At 30.4% G+C, this 15,775-nt stretch carries 14 protein-coding genes; 8 read left to right on the top strand and 6 right to left on the bottom strand.

The window, feature by feature from the left end; translation table 11 throughout:
- Positions 1-31 precede the first annotated feature (31 nt).
- Positions 32-2,356, bottom strand: coding sequence for a tetratricopeptide repeat protein (locus tag B2217_RS04440; RefSeq protein ID WP_291122131.1), 2,325 nt, complete (start codon positions 2,354-2,356; stop codon positions 32-34).
- Between the two features lie 271 nt (positions 2,357-2,627).
- On the opposite strand from B2217_RS04440, the gene B2217_RS04435 reads away from it, so the two are divergent.
- The 5 genes from B2217_RS04435 to B2217_RS04415 all read left to right on the top strand — a co-directional run bounded on the left by B2217_RS04435 (position 2,628) and on the right by B2217_RS04415 (position 6,629).
- Positions 2,628-4,130 (top strand): GH3 family domain-containing protein, encoded by a 1,503-nt coding sequence (locus B2217_RS04435; protein ID WP_291122130.1) that lies wholly within the window; start codon positions 2,628-2,630, stop codon positions 4,128-4,130.
- A 23-nt stretch (positions 4,131-4,153) separates the two neighbouring features.
- Complete coding sequence (locus B2217_RS04430) at positions 4,154-4,702, top strand: acyl-CoA thioesterase (RefSeq protein WP_180906805.1); 549 nt, start codon at positions 4,154-4,156, stop codon at positions 4,700-4,702.
- A 224-nt stretch (positions 4,703-4,926) separates the two neighbouring features.
- A complete protein-coding gene (locus B2217_RS04425) occupies positions 4,927-5,133 on the top strand; it encodes a hypothetical protein (RefSeq protein WP_180906412.1) in 207 nt (68 codons plus the stop codon).
- 60 nt (positions 5,134-5,193) lie between these two features.
- Positions 5,194-5,745 (top strand): hypothetical protein, encoded by a 552-nt coding sequence (locus B2217_RS04420; RefSeq protein WP_180906413.1) that lies wholly within the window; start codon positions 5,194-5,196, stop codon positions 5,743-5,745.
- Positions 5,746-5,801: 56 nt separating this feature from the next.
- Entirely contained in the window at positions 5,802-6,629 is an 828-nt protein-coding gene (locus B2217_RS04415) for a 5'-nucleotidase, lipoprotein e(P4) family (RefSeq protein WP_180906414.1), read from the top strand.
- Between the two features lie 53 nt (positions 6,630-6,682).
- On the opposite strand, the gene tssR is transcribed toward B2217_RS04415, so the two are convergent.
- The 5 genes from tssR to B2217_RS04390 are packed head-to-tail and all read right to left on the bottom strand — an operon-like array spanning position 6,683 to position 11,741.
- Entirely contained in the window at positions 6,683-9,061 is a 2,379-nt protein-coding gene (gene tssR / locus B2217_RS04410; RefSeq protein ID WP_180906415.1) for a type VI secretion system protein TssR, read from the bottom strand.
- Between the two features lie 7 nt (positions 9,062-9,068).
- Complete coding sequence (locus B2217_RS04405; RefSeq protein WP_244958032.1) at positions 9,069-9,950, bottom strand: PKD domain-containing protein; 882 nt, start codon at positions 9,948-9,950, stop codon at positions 9,069-9,071.
- Positions 9,951-10,002: 52 nt separating this feature from the next.
- On the bottom strand, positions 10,003-10,512 hold the full coding sequence (gene tssO, locus B2217_RS04400; protein WP_180906417.1) for a type VI secretion system TssO: 510 nt from the start codon (positions 10,510-10,512) through the stop codon (positions 10,003-10,005).
- Between the two features lie 20 nt (positions 10,513-10,532).
- Positions 10,533-11,045: a type VI secretion system TssO gene (tssO, locus tag B2217_RS04395; protein ID WP_180906418.1), complete on the bottom strand. Its 513-nt coding sequence runs from the start codon at positions 11,043-11,045 to the stop codon at positions 10,533-10,535.
- A 21-nt stretch (positions 11,046-11,066) separates the two neighbouring features.
- Entirely contained in the window at positions 11,067-11,741 is a 675-nt protein-coding gene (locus tag B2217_RS04390) for a response regulator transcription factor (RefSeq protein ID WP_180906419.1), read from the bottom strand.
- A 174-nt stretch (positions 11,742-11,915) separates the two neighbouring features.
- Here B2217_RS04390 and B2217_RS04385 point away from each other — a divergent pair, with 174 nt between their 5' ends.
- The 3 genes from B2217_RS04385 to B2217_RS04375 are packed head-to-tail and all read left to right on the top strand — an operon-like array spanning position 11,916 to position 15,771.
- The gene (locus B2217_RS04385) at positions 11,916-14,408 is read left to right on the top strand and encodes an ATP-dependent Clp protease ATP-binding subunit (RefSeq protein WP_180906420.1); all 2,493 of its coding nucleotides are present in this window, start codon (positions 11,916-11,918) and stop codon (positions 14,406-14,408) included.
- A 19-nt stretch (positions 14,409-14,427) separates the two neighbouring features.
- A complete protein-coding gene (locus B2217_RS04380; protein WP_180906421.1) occupies positions 14,428-15,276 on the top strand; it encodes a lytic transglycosylase domain-containing protein in 849 nt (282 codons plus the stop codon).
- Between the two features lie 54 nt (positions 15,277-15,330).
- A complete protein-coding gene (locus B2217_RS04375; protein WP_291115604.1) occupies positions 15,331-15,771 on the top strand; it encodes a GPW/gp25 family protein in 441 nt (146 codons plus the stop codon).
- The last annotated feature ends 4 nt before the right edge of the window (positions 15,772-15,775 follow it).

Genomic DNA, 15,775 nt, shown 5'->3' with positions numbered 1-15,775 from the left:
AGAGTTAATCTAGATTATCTCTTTTTTTATATTATTTTACTGTTCTACGTTCTGTATTTTCTTTATTATTAAAATTTTCATTTCTTTCCAATTGTTTTGGAGCTTTAGGTGATGTAGCTTCAGGTTCCTCTACATTTTTCTTAGGATTACGCAATTTATCCAACAAACGTTTTGCTTGCTTAGCTTCTTCGGTTCCGTCATAAGCAGTAATTACAATTTCTAAAGCTTGTTCGAAATCGCTATCTTTTCCAGTTTGTTTGATCGCATAAGCATTTAATAAAGCAAATTTAGCAACGATAATTTCTGTCGGAAATTTCACAATTGCTTCTTGTACTTTTTTCTTTACGTCATCATATTTTTTATCTTGATACAATGCATAAGCAACTTTATAGGCTTCTAAAGCCTCTTTTGTTTCAGCTGTAATGTATTCAACTTCTGGATTAAGAATATAACCTGCATAAATTGTATTTGGATATTTTGTTAGAATGACATTTTTGTATTCATCTTCTAATTTTTGATCGCGATTTTTATAAATACGATACAATTGATAAGTCGCTTTTAATAACACATCTTCCGATTTTGGAGGCGAAGCAACCAAGGCTTTCAACTCTTTTCCAGCTAGCTCAGCGTTATTGAAAATATCAAAATATCCAGTCCCTAAAGACAATTGCGTTGTATCTCTCACAACTTTCAAGTCATTCAGAGCTTTTTGAGAAGTCGGAATTTGATCTAAATAATAATCAAGTTCAAAACGTCTTGGATCACCAGCAGCTATTTGCCCTGTCAATTCATTTTGTTTATCCTCAATTGCAGTACTTATTGCATTCGAATTTCTCCAATTATCTTTTAAGGAAATTCCTCCCCAAATACGTTGGAATTCTTGCTGTCCAGTTGATTTTAAATTTTGATTATAGAAATAAAATTTTCCTTTATCAGCATTATTAAAACTCGTCGTGAAACTTGCCGTTTTATTCTCTAACTGAAAAGTTTCCATTTCTTTTTGCTCTTCTATAGCTTGCTTTTCTTCTTTCTTCTTTAATTTTTCGATATAATCAGTAAAGAATTTTGATTGATCTTCTTTTGGAAGAGCAGCAAGTTTTAGAATCGAATCATTTTTCTGAACTAAATAATGTTTCTCCATCAATTTTTTCAAAACATCATTTCGTTTCTGAATACGCGTTTGATCTTCTGGCAAATTATAACTCGTTTGTGCCGAATCATAATAAGCCGAAGCGTACACATAATCGTTTTGCTTGAACTTTATATCTCCATAATTTTCGAAAGCGCGCCCACGAATATAAGGATCAGACATTGGTTCTTTCAAACTCAATTTTGCATATTCTACAGCATCATCCATTTTGTCAGCTCGAAAAGCCATTTCAGAAATTCCGTAGTATAACTCGTTTTTCTTCGATGTATAAATTCCTTTATTCGCGATGTCTAACAAGTTTTGCTTATAATTTCCGTAATTATTAATTTTTGGATCAAAATTAGCAGCAATTGCCAATTGCGATTTGATTTCCATATCAAATCCAGGCTTCATTTTATAAACTTGCGTGAAAGCTTCACCAGCCTCTTGTTGTTTTCCTAATTTAGAAAAAACTTGTCCTAACGTATAAAATATACGAACGCGTTCATCTTTATTTGTAGAAAAATATTCGGCTTTTTGTAATGGATCAAGCGCTTCTTCGTACTTTTTTTGATCAATCAAAAATTGAGCATACGTTCGCGCAATCATTGTTTTTAATTCTTTACTTTTATATGGATCGTTTTCGTAAAGTTTTTGTAAAGTTTCGATTCCATCAAAGTAATTTCCACCTTTTATTTCGGCAACAGTTTTGTAAACATGCGCTTCTTGAGCATATTTAGAATCTTTGAAATTTTTGACAACATAGTTTAAAGCATCAAGTGCTTCAAAGTATTTTTTTTGATAAAATAATGATTTTCCAATCAATAAATAAGCGCGTCCCATCAAAGGATTATTTTCTTTTCCTTTGATTAACATTGAATGTTTTTCGATAGCTTTAGAAGCTTTTGCCTCTACAGCAGCAAATCCTACAGGTTTTTCTACTTTATCTTGATTATTTCGATTTCCACCTCCAATACCAAAATTGGATTTATTAAATCCACCTACATTGGTAGAATCTGAAACAGAAAAATATTCTATTCCAACAGGTAAAATCTTCGAGTAATTTTCTACATAATTCGTTTGCAGTTCTGTGTTCTTTTTTTCTAACTCATCCTCAGCATTGAATACTCCATTAAACCACGATGTCATCTTGTGATATTGTCGGTTTTTGAAACTATTTTTTTGCGTAGAACAGCCGATTAAAAAACTTGCGGCGAAGATACTCATTACAATCTTTTTCATGATAGCGAATAAAAACAAATCTACAATAAAACGTTCGATTAGAAAAAATCTTGTATCCCTCGAAAAAATAAGATAATTTTATGTGGAATAGAAATAATAGAGAAGCGACTTTTTACGGGATGATTATAAAATGATAGCTAACGTTTTAGCTTTAATGTAATTAGTGATTTGACTAAGAAAAATCATTGCAATTGTTGTTAAATTATTTAGAATATTCGTTTAAATTCGACCAATAATAATGTTTTAAAGGAACAGCATGAAAGCTTTTTTAGCGAAAATTTTTGCAAAATACATTGTCAACAAAGAACAAAAGTGGATAAATCATCCGCTGGAAACACAAGACAAAATTCTAAATGAATTGATTATTGCTGCAAAAAATACAAAGTTTGGAGTTGATCATCATTTTGAATCAATCAAAAATTATGAAGATTTCAAATCGCAAGTTCCAATCAACGATTACGAAGGGTTGAAACATTATTTTGATGAGGTAATTGAAGGGAAACTTAATATTCTATGGCCTGGAAAACCTCTTTATTTAGCTAAAACTTCTGGAACTACTTCTGGTGCAAAATATATTCCGCTTACAAAAGAATCCGTTCCTTCGCATATAAATTCTGCTCGAAATGCTTTATTGTTTTATATTAATGAAACAAAGAATTCTAATTTTGTTGACGGAAAAATGATTTTCTTACAAGGAAGTCCAATTCTTGAAGAGAAAAATGGATTGAAAGTAGGTCGACTTTCTGGAATTAGCGCACATTTTGTTCCAAATTATTTGCAAAAAAATCGTTTACCATCTTATGAAACAAATGTGATTGAAGATTGGGAAACAAAAGTGGATAGGGTAGTGGATGAAACGGTGAAAGCTGATATGACGCTGATTTCTGGGATTCCGCCTTGGTTGATTATGTATTTTGAACGATTGATTAAAGTTTCTGAAAAAGAAAACGTTCAGTCGATTTTTAAGAATTTACAACTAATGGTAACAGGAGGTGTAAATTATGAACCTTATCGCGATAAAGTGAATCAACTAATTGGTCGAAAAATAGATTGTATTCAGACATATCCAGCTTCAGAAGGGTTTATTGCGTATCAAGATTCTCAAAAAAATGATGATTTATTACTTTTATTGAATAATGGAATTTTTTATGAATTTGTTCCAGTTGATGAATTTTTTGATGAAAATCCAATCCGAATTTCCTTGAAAGATGTTGAAATTGGAAAAGATTATGTTCTAATTCTCAATACAAATGCAGGTTTGTGGGGATATAATATTGGTGACACAGTTCGTTTTACCTCGATAAAACCTTATAGAATTGTTGTTTCTGGTCGAATCAAACATTATACATCTGCTTTTGGTGAACATGTAATTGGTCACGAAGTGGAGCAGGCGTTACAAAAAACTTTAGAAAAATATCCAGCGAGTGTAAATGAATTTACAGTTGCGCCTCAAGTCAATCCAACAGAAGGTTTGCCTTATCACGAATGGTTAATCGAGTTTGATCAAAAACCTGAGAATCTAACCATTTTTAATGAAGAATTAGATGCGCAAATGCGTCGTCAAAATACGTATTATGATGATTTGATAACGGGAAATATTTTGCGTCCGCTTGTCGTTTCTGAGGTTAAAACAGAAGGTTTTCAGCATTATATGAAATCGATAGGGAAATTGGGCGGACAAAATAAAGTTCCTCGTTTGTCTAATAATCGCGAAATTGCAGATGAATTTTACAGTCTAAACTTAATTACTACAAATTGAACACACACACAACAATAGATAAAATGATTTACAAAACGGTAAAAAGTTCATTAGTAACTTTTTCGCAATTAATGCTTCCATCGCATTCCAATTTTAGTGGAAAAATACATGGTGGATTCATTCTTTCTCTACTCGATCAAATTGCATTCGCATGTGCTTCCAAATACTCTGGAAAGTACTGTGTCACGGCATCTGTGGATAGAGTAGATTTCTTAACGCCAGTAGAAGTAGGGGAATTATTAACACTAAAAGCTTCGGTTAACTATGTTGGAAGAACGTCAATAGTGGTAGGAATTCGAGTAGAAAGTCAAAACATCCAAACTGGTGAAATTAAACATTGTAATTCGTCTTATTTTACGATGATTTGCAAAGAGGAAAATGGAGAAAAAGCTGAAGCTCCAAAATTAATTTTGAAGAATCTGAACGAAGTTCGACGCTTTTATAAAGCTTTGCATCGAATTGAAGAACATTCAAAAGCAAAAGAGCAAATAAAAGACCCAATTGATTATAAATCACAAGATTTAATTGATCATTTATTGGACAATCATTTCGTTAAAATAGAACTAGATTAAAGTTTTTATATTATAAATAAAAAACTCAATTCAGTAAATGGATTGAGTTTTTTTGGTATTATATATTTGATAAATAGTTGTTTGTGATTTATCCTCTTCCAAAAAAAGTATTATTGAATGGTCATTACTAAATTGTAAATTATTTGATTTTAAGAAAATTAGGCATTGTATTTGTTTTATTAATCTTTAATACCAAAACCAATCTTTTTATTTAATTCATTGTTATGAAAACTCTCTTCAAATTTTTATTACTATTGATAGCAAGTACAACTATTTCATTTGCTCAATCTTCTGGTTTAAATAGTCAATTAATACAAACAAATTTTAGTAAAAATAGCCCTAAATCTTCAAATCCTATTAGTTTTGCTGTAGCAGGAAGTGTACTTGTTTTAGCTTTTTGTGCTTTTCGTTTCAGAAAAAAAATTGTCTAAAAGCGAAACAAATCCTTTTTTTCAAAATCAGAAAAACAATTTAATTTTTAAATTTGTAGAATGAAATATTTATTCATTTTACTTGTATTGTTAGTGTTGTTTGTTATTTACAAAAAACTAAAAACAGCTCAAATAGAAAAGCCACTTCCAAAAGAAGAAGAACCAAAAATATCGTTTTTAAAAATTGAAAAAAATGATGATTTGATTGATGATTCCAATCAACAAATTATAGATTATCAAGTAAAAATAGATTCGGTAACAAAGAAAAAAAATACATTAGAATTTTTAATTTCTATTCAAAATAATACCGAAAAAACAGTTCGTATAAATATCGTTGAAGCTGATTTTTATTCAAATTCTTCTCAAAAAAAGATTAAAGCGGATGTTACATTTTATGGAGAATTGGCAATGGGAACAAATGATATCTTGCTAAAAAACACCGTTTTACGCGAATCTCACGTTATCCGAAATATTTATTTTTTCGAAACAGATTTAATTCATTTTAATCAAAATGATTATTTGGAAATTGATATAGAGATTAATGGGGAACATTATCAGTTCAAAAACTATTTTCATCAAATAACTTTCGAATCGATCAAATACATTCAGTAATCTGATTTTTTGATTTGAATTGTAAGGCTTAATTTTGCATTTCAGAATTTAGAGATATGAAACATATACAATTGATGCTTGGAAGCTTGATGCTTTTTGGATTAACAGCTTGTCAAACACCAAAAATAGTTACTGAACAACAACCAGTTCAGCAAAAAAGTTTGCAAGTTGATGGTAAAATTTATGCTGCATTTTTTCAACAACGTGCCGCTGAATATCAAGCCTTAAGCCAGCAAGCTTATAATGTTGCTAAAATGAGATTGGATGAAGCAATCGCGAAAAAAGGCGCAAAACCTTTGGCGATTGTAACGGATATTGACGAAACTTTTTTGGATAATTCGTACTATGCAGTAGAAATGGCGCGTCAAGGAAAAACGTGGTCGCAAGAAACTTGGGCAAATTGGACCTCTAAAGGAATTGCAACGCCTTTGGCTGGTTCTCAAGAGTTTTTTCAGTATGCGGCGAGTAAGGGAGTTCAGATTTTTTACGTTACAAATCGATATGAAGTGGAACGTCCTGGAACTTTAGCAAATTTAGAGAAATACAATTATCCAATTCAAAGTGCTCAGAATTTAATTTTGAGAAGCAAAGAAAGTAGTAAAGAAGCGCGTCGTCAAAATATTTCGAAAGATTATGACATTGTTTTATTGTTGGGAGATAGTTTGACAGATTTTTCTTCTTTATTTGATAATCATAAATCTGAAAAAGAAAGAGCGGCAGCTGTAGAAACTTTAAAATCTGAATTTGGAAAACGATTTATTGTATTGCCAAATGTTGGATATGGCGATTGGGAATCTGCAATATTTGATTACAAATATGATTTGACTCAAGAGCAAAGAGATTCGATTATATACGAAGCAGCGAGAGAAACACCTGTGAAATAAAGAATAAAATAAATAAAAAAACTGTCGATTAAGACAGTTTTTTTGTTTAAATATTATTCAACATGAATGTTATACAAGTTTGGTAAATAGTATTGATTAATCCAATAATAAGTTTCACCATTTTGCTTGATAACGATTTTCTTATTGTTTTTATTTTCTAATAAACGATCTGCTAAAACTTTGTAATTCGCAAAATATTCTTTTACAATTGTAGGGTCGATTATTTTCTTTTTTCTCCAATCGTTTAAGGTATATTTTGTCATTATATCTTCGTTGTAAGTATCATATCCAGTACTTGTTGCAATTGCATAAGCCATCGTTTTTTTGCCTAAATCTTTTGCTTGAAATTCTTTCAAAGTAGTATAATTATCTTTTACAATCTTCATATAACGTTTGATCGCTGTACTTTGATTAAAATCTCTGTTCTTGATAATTGTTTCGTGATAAATTGAAAGATACAATTGACGAAGATTTTCATATTCTTCCGATGAAATTAAAATTCCGCGATCAATAAGTGGACTATATTTTAAATCATTTTGAATTTCTCCTTTAATTAAAAAAGGATGATCAATTGTGACAAATTGAGAAGAAAATTCTGCTGGCATTGGGGATGGAGCGCCAGGAAATAAACTTCTATATCTTGGTTTTATTTCTGTTTTTGCAACTCCAACATTTGATTTGAAATATTTTGTCAAAGAAGCATCAATTTCTTTGTTCTCTTTTGTAATTTGTGTCGTAATACTATCAAGAGCTTTTGCTAATAAACTATTAGAAGCCAATTCTCCTTTTCGTGGATAAATTACAAAACCTTGAGTCATACTTGTTTTTGGATAATCTAATGAGTATAAACCATCTTCATTTCCAACTAAATTATAATTGTTTTTATTGGTTACTTCATTTTGATCAACAATTTTTTCCATCTTTAGTTTTGCAACATTCTTTGCAGATTGAGTAATTATACCTTCTGAAGCTAAAACAAAATTGTTAAATTCATTTCCAGCACCTGAAAAACTTTGGAAAGCAACAATTCTAGCACGAGATTGAGATAATGTTCTAATAGCATCTCCAATACCTGTTCCAGAAGCTGCTGTAGAGCCAATAGCTACAACAATATTAGATTCGTCAGGAACATTTCTTAATAAATTACCTGCTGATGCTAAAGCTAATTGATAGGGTTGACCACTAGGACCGTTACATTTCATTTCTTTAGAACGATCATCAATGTATTTTGAAATAACCTCGAAACTATCTGAAAGTTCTGAAACAGCCATATTATCACCACAGTTGTTATTTTTGTATAAAACAACTCCGTATTTGATGTTTTTATAATAGCTTAATTTGTCTATTTTGACTTGAAAATCTTGGAAAATAGATTTTGCAATGGCAATACTTTTAGAATTTTCGGCACTTATATCAAGTGCAAAAACAATATTTAAGTTTTTATTATTGGTAATTATTTCTTTATATTGATCAAAATAAATTGGTTTACCAGCAACATTGAAAACAAAATTTTTGTTGTAATCTAAAATATTAGCCGAATATTTCAGTTTATTTTTTTCTACTTTATCCGCATCTTTTAACGAAACTGGAATAATATTATCTAAAGCATTTGAAGAATAATTATTTTTCAGATACTTTTTATCATTGGATTCTGGAGATTGTAAAGGTTTTGTTAATCCAATTTTATTAATAATTGAATCATAATTTTCTTTGTTTGGAATTCTAACTGCATACTTTTCTCCCCAATACGAAATCATATTCGAGCTTACCCAACCATATACATTGTCTTCGTAGCTATCTATTTTGATTTCAGGCGATTTTCCAATCAAATAGCGTTTATTGTTTTCAGATTGTTTGTAAATGTAAACTAACTGACCAACTGGTAATTTTTTCTTTCTAGCTTGAGTTAGTTGAGGAGAAGTGTAAACTAAAACAGAATCATTCTGAAGATATTTATCACCTGTTTTCATGACATCTATATTATTTGGTACAAGCGCAGCTTTGATGGTAAAACCATTTTCTTGATTTTTCAATGCATTTGTCCATAATAACAACTGATCTTCTGGTATCCAACCATAAGATTTGATTGCTTTTTTAGATGTTTTTCTTAATAAAGCATCCGAAACATATTCTGCAACTTTTACTAAACCAGATGATTTTTTATAATTCAGAACCAATAAAGGTTCTAAAAATTTGATTTCTTTTGGAGATTTTTGATCACTTTTATCGACATAAACAGTGTTATTTTCACGATCAGAAATAACAACCCAAGGACTATTTTTCTTCGGATAGCCATCAATTACTTTAGTTTCTTCAATAAAACCATAAATAGATTGATTAGGCGTTCGTTGAGCTGGCAGTTTTACACTACAGCTTGATATTAAACAAGAAGCTGTTAAGGCAAGTGTAATAGGTAAGATATGTTTTTTCATAAGTTAGTTATTTGCTTTGTTTTACTTCGACTTTTATAACGCAACTTCCTTCGTTATCAAGTGTTACTTTTACTTCGTTAATTGCATTATTTTTATCAAATTGTAATCCTGTAGTATAGTAGTAAAAACTGTTATTTTTGTCGTTTACAACTACTTGAGTATTATCATTGTTACATAAATATTTTCTTAGTAAATAGTTATAATTAGAATTAAAATCCAATCCATTTGCGATTGCTTGAAGTTTTATTTTGAAATCATTATTAATTGCAATTGTAGGGTCTACTTCTATTTTAGGAATTACAACTTCATCTTTTAAAGGTTCAAAAGATTTTGTGATTCTAATACGGTGTGTAGCAACAGGTTCTAATTGTTCGTCTGTGTATAATGTAACCATATAATCTCCTGGTTTACTATAAGAGTAGGTAGGATTTCTATCAAATGCATCTATTCCTCCTGATTCTCCAAATTTCCATCGAAATTCTTTTGCTGTTAAATTATTGGTAGAGAATAATACATTTGTAAATTGTTGAGCTGTTGGTGGAGCTTGTATAGTTGTAACTTCAATAACAGGGTTAGAAACAACTTTAGGAGAAACAAGAATCGGAAAAGTTTTCGGATACTTATTATTAATCAAAACTGTAACTTGATAATATCCAGGTTTGTCAAAAAAGTGAACACCCGATTTTTTATCTGAAGTTTTTCCATCTCCAAAATCCCATTTGTAAGTTTTTGCATTTTTTGTATCATCTTTATAAGTTAAAGAATCACCAACATTAATAGTATTAGGAAAAGCTTGTGCATTAATGTTTTGCGCATTAATATCATTTCGACTTTGAAACCATAAATAAAGCAAAATTCCAATAACGGAAAGCGCTGTGATTCCAATCATTATATTGGTTTTGTTTTTCTGAATATAATTCATTTCGTTAGATTTAGTAAGATTATTTTTTGCTTGTTAATGTAATAAGTTGTTGTTGTTTAGTTTGGTACGAGAGTGTACAATCTTCAAATTGTTTTTTATAAATACCTACGTTATCTTTTCTGTTCGATTCTATTTTTTTATCATCGAGATACATTTTATAGAATTTTGCAATTTTTAGATAAGATTCTTTTCGTGGATCTTTGAAATCTCCCATTTCAAATAGATTAGCTACATCACTGATGCTATTTTCTATTTCATAACCTTTCATCGAATTTCTATTTTCAAAATTCAATTTATTGATTTTAGAAAAAGTACTATCTAAAATAGGTTGAACCATATTTTGCTGAACATCAAATTTATTTTTTTCGTTTAATGTTTGTATTGAGATATAATCGCTGTTATCAAAAGGTGATTCAAAATTTTTGACAAAGACAATTGTCAAAAGAGCGGATACAAAAAGTAACATTGCTAATAAGTAAGAAAAATAGTAACGTTTTTCTTTCTTAGATAAAGTAATCTGAACTTGCATAAGTTTTTTGATTTTTTAGGTTATTGTCTATATCTAGCTAAAGCAGCATTCAATTCATTCACTTTTTTCGTGCATTCATTCAGATCACGTAAAGCAATTTTTTCTTGATGAACGGTCATCATCATCTGTCCTTTAAATTCAATAGTTTGTTTCAGATTATTCATCAAAGCAGCATATTGTTTAAACTCTCTGATACTGTCTTCTCCCATTACAATTTGACATTCTTTAATATCACGAACAATAGAATTTCGTAAGAAAATCTCATTACCAACTTCATCTTTCGATAATTTATCTAATTTGAAATAGATTGTATCTAGCTTAGTTTGTAGAATATTATTTCGGTTGATGATTGTTCGGTATCGTTCGATATCGCCTTGTATGTCATCTTTTTGAACTTCAGAGCTTTTAAAGAAAAGAAATATGGCAAAAAAAGAAAAAAGACATAAAACAATAAATGATAGAATAAAATTGAATGTTCCTTTTTGAACATCTTTTTTATTCAGCTTTTGCTGTCCGTAGGGAGTTGTAATCATAGTTTAGAGTTGTATAGTTTTTTAGATGCTTGTGTTGTAATAACCATGTTCGACACAAAATCGAACCAAATCTATTTTATTTTTTAATCCTAATCGTTCGGTTAGTCGTGTGATATAAGTATCGATGGTACGCGTGCTGAGGTTAATTCGATCTCCAATTTCTTTGTTGCTAAAACCTTCATAACAAAGTTTTATAATTTGAATTTCCGTAACAGTTAGTTCTTGTTCAATTTCAGCTTCTTGACGATTCATATAATTCTGAACTGTTTCTGATTGTCCTGCCCATTCTTTCTTATATTCATTGTAATCAGAATTGTCAGAAAGTACACAATTGCTCAAAATATCTTTGATAATGATACTATTTTTTTGACAATAAAATGTGTTGGGAATTTCGTCTAGCGTTATAGAAATATCTTCTTGATAAGTGGAAGAATAGGTTAGTATTGGAGTTTTTTCGTCTGTTTTCCTTATTAATTTTATAGCTTCTAAGCCACTAATAATAGGCATAAAAAGATTGATTAAAAAAACATCTTCTTGTTTTTTATACAGCCTATTTATCAATTCGCTTCCATTGTTGCACTCGTTTACGATCTCGTAAAACGGATTTTCTTGGAGCATCTTGACTAAGAATTGCTTAAAATAATAATCATTTTCAGCAATAGAAAATCTGGTTATTGCAGAAGATTTGGTATTCATGTTTAGGTAGAGAATAAGTTTGGTACTAATATATAAAACTTATTTCAAAATGTAAATAATTGATTAATAATATTTTTTTTCTTTAAAAAAAATTATAGCTTTGGACTAACATTATAAAATATAGTTTTTCTTAAACAGATTTTGTAATACTTTCTACTAACCTAAATATACTATATGAGTGTTTTAATAAGTAATGATACTATTAAACAGATTTTTCATATTGCGCAATCTATCGCAAGAGAAAATTACAATTCTACCTATGGTGCATCGCATTTGCTAATGGCATTAATGCACAAGGATATAGGACTTCGTGAGTTTTTACAATCAATAGATAAAGATCCAAATTATATTTATGATTGGGCAGATGTTCGTGTGGAAGAATATCTAAAAACAGCACATTTACCAAGTGAAGCTCTTCCAGATGATCAAATTGATCAAATTCTTGAAGAAGCAGATGAGATTCGTGTAAAACTAGGTTTAGACGAAATATCTCCTATTTGTTTATTAGCGAGTATTACAAAAGCAAATGTAGCTTACACAACACAAGAGCTGAAATCTTTACCACTTCGCGAACATGAAATAATCAACCTTTTCAGAAATGATGATGGTAAAGTAATTTCTGTAGAAGAACAACTTTTAGGAAATCCTACTAAAAATAATTCAAGTTTTCCTTCAATTAATAGCTATTGTATTGATAAAACGCAAGAAGCGAAAGATGGTAAATTAGATAATATTGTTGGGCGTGATAAAGAGTTAAGAAATTTAGTCGAGATTCTTTGTCGTCGTACAAAACCTAATGTTATTATAGTTGGAGAACCAGGTGTAGGAAAAACAGCTTTGATAGAAGGTTTCGCGAACGAAATTAATAATGCTAATGTACCAGAAATGTTGCAAGAAGCAACATTATTAGAATTAGATACAGGTTCTTTACTTGCAGGAACAACATATAAAGGAGAAATAGAAGACCGATTGAAAAAGGTAATCAATGAATGTAAACAAATGAATAAAGCTATTTTATTTATTGATGAGATTCATTCACTTCTTGATCCTAAAGGAACTGCTGGTAATGTTGCAAATCTGTTAAAACCAGAATTAGCACGTGGAGAAATTACTGTAATTGGCGCAACAACACAAGAAGAATACCGCAAAATTATCGAGCCAGAACGAGCTTTTGATCGTCGTTTTGAGGTTTTAGTTGTTGAAGAACCGGACGATGCAACTTGTGTCAAAATGATTGAAGTTGTTTTAGATGGTTATACAAAACATCATAATATTGAAGTTGAGAAAACTGCTTTACCAGAGTGTATTCGTTTAGCAAAACGTTATGCGAAAGGTAAAAAGTTACCAGATTCAGCTATCGATTTATTGGATAGAACAATGGCTTCTATCAAAATGTTAGATGAATTATCTGAAAAAGAATTAGCAGATTGGAAGTCAAATTATGAAACCTTAAAAGAAGATTTATCAAATGATGAATTTAAGGTGGATGAATTAATTTGGCAATATAATTTATTGAAGAATAAATTAAGTCCAATTTTATGGGGGTCACTCGTAGAACAACATGTTTTGGATGATAAAATGAGCATCGAAGAAGTCGAAAAAATTATTGATTCTACTTTTGATGAACTTATAAAACATGTTGCTGTAAAAAGAGAAAAAGTTGGTAAAATGGAAATGGCAGCTGTAATGGCAGCTAAAACTAACATTCCTATTGGTAAAATTCAATCGCAAGAGAAAGAAAAATTACTAAATATGGAAGAATTACTAACGAATCGTGTGGTTGGGCAAGATCATGCTTTAAAAATTCTTTCAGATGCAATTATCGAAAACCGAAGTGGTTTAAACAAACCAGGACAACCAATTGGTTCATTCTTTTTATTAGGTCCAACAGGAACAGGAAAAACAGAATTGGCTAAATCTATTGCAGAATTGTTATTTAATGACGAAAAAGCAATGATTCGTTTTGATATGTCAGAGTTTAAAGAAGAACATTCGGCAGCATTATTATATGGAGCACCTCCGGGATATGTTGGTTATGAAGAAGGAGGGATGCTGGTGAACAAGATTCGTCAACAGCCTTATTCGGTTGTGTTATTTGATGAGATTGAAAAAGCACATACTTCTGTTTTTGATGTTTTCTTACAAATTATGGACGAAGGTAAAGTGCATGATAAATTAGGAAAAGAAGGGGATTTTAGTAATTCATTGATTCTTTTTACTTCTAATATTGGAAGTGAAGAAATCGTGAAATATTTCGAAAGAAAAGAAATTCCAGCTTCTTCTAATTTGATGAAAATTATGACTGATTCAGGGCGTTTTAGACCAGAATTCTTGGCTCGTATTACAGAAATTATTCCATTCGCTCCGATTAATGAAGAAATGGCGGAGAAAATATTTTCTATTCAATTAAAATCATTAATCAATTCTTTAACTCGAATGAATATTGGTTTAGAAATTTCGAAAGAAGCCATCAAACATCTTGCTACAACAGGTTTTAGTAGTAAATACGGTGCTCGACAAATATCTGGGGTTATTAGAACGCAAATTGCGCGACCAATTTCTAAAATGATCGTTCGTGAAGAAGTAAAAGCTGGTCAAACGATTCAGATTGATATTAATAAAAAAACACAAGAGCTTAAATGGAAGACAATCGAGTCTAAGAAATAATACAAACTCTCTACCAACCATGATAAAATACGCCATAATATTAGCATTTTTTAGCATACCATGTTCACTTTCTGCACAAACTTTAGGTGCAACAGATACGTCTGAGAAAAGTGTTAATCGCTATAAAAGTGTGATACAAAACAATAAAGATATTGTTGACTTTATAGAGTATTCTCTTGTAGAAAGAGGACTTCCTCGTCATCTAAAGAATTTAGCATTTATCGAATCTAGCTTTGATTCAGGAACAGTTTCTTCCGCAGGAGCTTCTGGGATTTGGCAATTTATGACTGCTCATGCAAGCGAATACGGATTAACAGAACGCGATAGAAATGATATTTATAAAAGTACAAAAGCTGCAATGAGCTCGTTAAAGAATTTGTACAATAAATACGGAAATTGGGTGACGGTTGTTGCTGCTTACAATTGTGGAGAAGGTAATATTCAGAAAGCAATGGATAGAGCAGGTTCTAAACGATACACAGATTTTTATCAATATTTACCAGCAGAAACAATCAATCATGTTCAGAAGTATTTGAATGCAAGTTATGCAAGCGGACATTTGGATGATGTTTTGAATGATTATAATGGTTTAAAAGCAAATACGCCTGAAGTTGTTTATCAAAAATTTGTTCCAAAAGAAATTGATACGAGTATTTCGACAACCCAAATCAATTCTGCTTATAATCTTGATGTGATTGCGAAATTCTTAAAAATAAAGCCGAATGATTTATTAATTTGGAATAAAAATTTAAACAAAGAATTAAGTGATACAGGCGAAGGAATTTTATCATTACCGAATGAATTAATGACCATTTTTTCGTTAAATCAAGATGAAATTTTAAGTCAATCGTTAAAAGTCATGAACTAATTTTTGTCGAATCAAAAAAATATATTAATTTAAGAGAATCAATCTATTACCTAAATGGAAAACTCTAACTACAAACTACCTTTTAGACCATTGAACCTGATGGCAAGCAACGGACAAGTGGAAACTTGTGACGTTTTCGAAAGCATTGCGCAAAATATCATGCTGCTTATAACGACTAAAAAAGGTGAAAATAGATACGATGAAGAGTACGGAAATGACGTTTGGGATGTAGAATTCGATAACGGAATAAGTACAACGATTTGGGAAACTATTTTTATAAAAAGTTTGATAAGGCAAATTAATGATTATGAGCCGAGGCTACAAAATCCGAAAGTACAAGCTCATATTACTTATGTAGAACATAGTTACGAAACCAAAGGTTATACAGAAGTAAAGAAAAAAGTTAAAATTGGAATTAACTCCAGGTTAGAATCCACAGGCGAAAATTTCAATTTTACAACAGAACTTTATTTGAGTCCAATGTCTATTGATTAACAGA

This window comes from Empedobacter sp. UBA7620, assembly GCF_002484185.1.
Taxonomy (GTDB): Bacteria; Bacteroidota; Bacteroidia; order Flavobacteriales; family Weeksellaceae; genus Empedobacter; species Empedobacter falsenii_C.
This window is presented reverse-complemented; position numbering and strand designations above follow the sequence as displayed.

Bases quoted from the DNA above. Each gene is read 5' to 3' on its own strand.
- B2217_RS04440 (WP_291122131.1), bottom strand. From the start codon at position 2,356: ATGAGTATCTTCGCCGCAAGTTTTTTAATCGGCTGTTCTACGCAAAAA.
- B2217_RS04435 (WP_291122130.1), top strand. From the start codon at position 2,628: ATGAAAGCTTTTTTAGCGAAAATTTTTGCAAAATACATTGTCAACAAA.
- B2217_RS04430 (WP_180906805.1), top strand. From the start codon at position 4,154: ATGATTTACAAAACGGTAAAAAGTTCATTAGTAACTTTTTCGCAATTA.
- B2217_RS04425 (WP_180906412.1), top strand. From the start codon at position 4,927: ATGAAAACTCTCTTCAAATTTTTATTACTATTGATAGCAAGTACAACT.
- B2217_RS04420 (WP_180906413.1), top strand. From the start codon at position 5,194: ATGAAATATTTATTCATTTTACTTGTATTGTTAGTGTTGTTTGTTATT.
- B2217_RS04415 (WP_180906414.1), top strand. From the start codon at position 5,802: ATGAAACATATACAATTGATGCTTGGAAGCTTGATGCTTTTTGGATTA.
- tssR (WP_180906415.1), bottom strand. From the start codon at position 9,061: ATGAAAAAACATATCTTACCTATTACACTTGCCTTAACAGCTTCTTGT.
- B2217_RS04405 (WP_244958032.1), bottom strand. From the start codon at position 9,950: ATGATTGGAATCACAGCGCTTTCCGTTATTGGAATTTTGCTTTATTTA.
- tssO (WP_180906417.1), bottom strand. From the start codon at position 10,512: ATGCAAGTTCAGATTACTTTATCTAAGAAAGAAAAACGTTACTATTTT.
- tssO (WP_180906418.1), bottom strand. From the start codon at position 11,045: ATGATTACAACTCCCTACGGACAGCAAAAGCTGAATAAAAAAGATGTT.
- B2217_RS04390 (WP_180906419.1), bottom strand. From the start codon at position 11,741: ATGAATACCAAATCTTCTGCAATAACCAGATTTTCTATTGCTGAAAAT.
- B2217_RS04385 (WP_180906420.1), top strand. From the start codon at position 11,916: ATGAGTGTTTTAATAAGTAATGATACTATTAAACAGATTTTTCATATT.
- B2217_RS04380 (WP_180906421.1), top strand. From the start codon at position 14,428: ATGATAAAATACGCCATAATATTAGCATTTTTTAGCATACCATGTTCA.
- B2217_RS04375 (WP_291115604.1), top strand. From the start codon at position 15,331: ATGGAAAACTCTAACTACAAACTACCTTTTAGACCATTGAACCTGATG.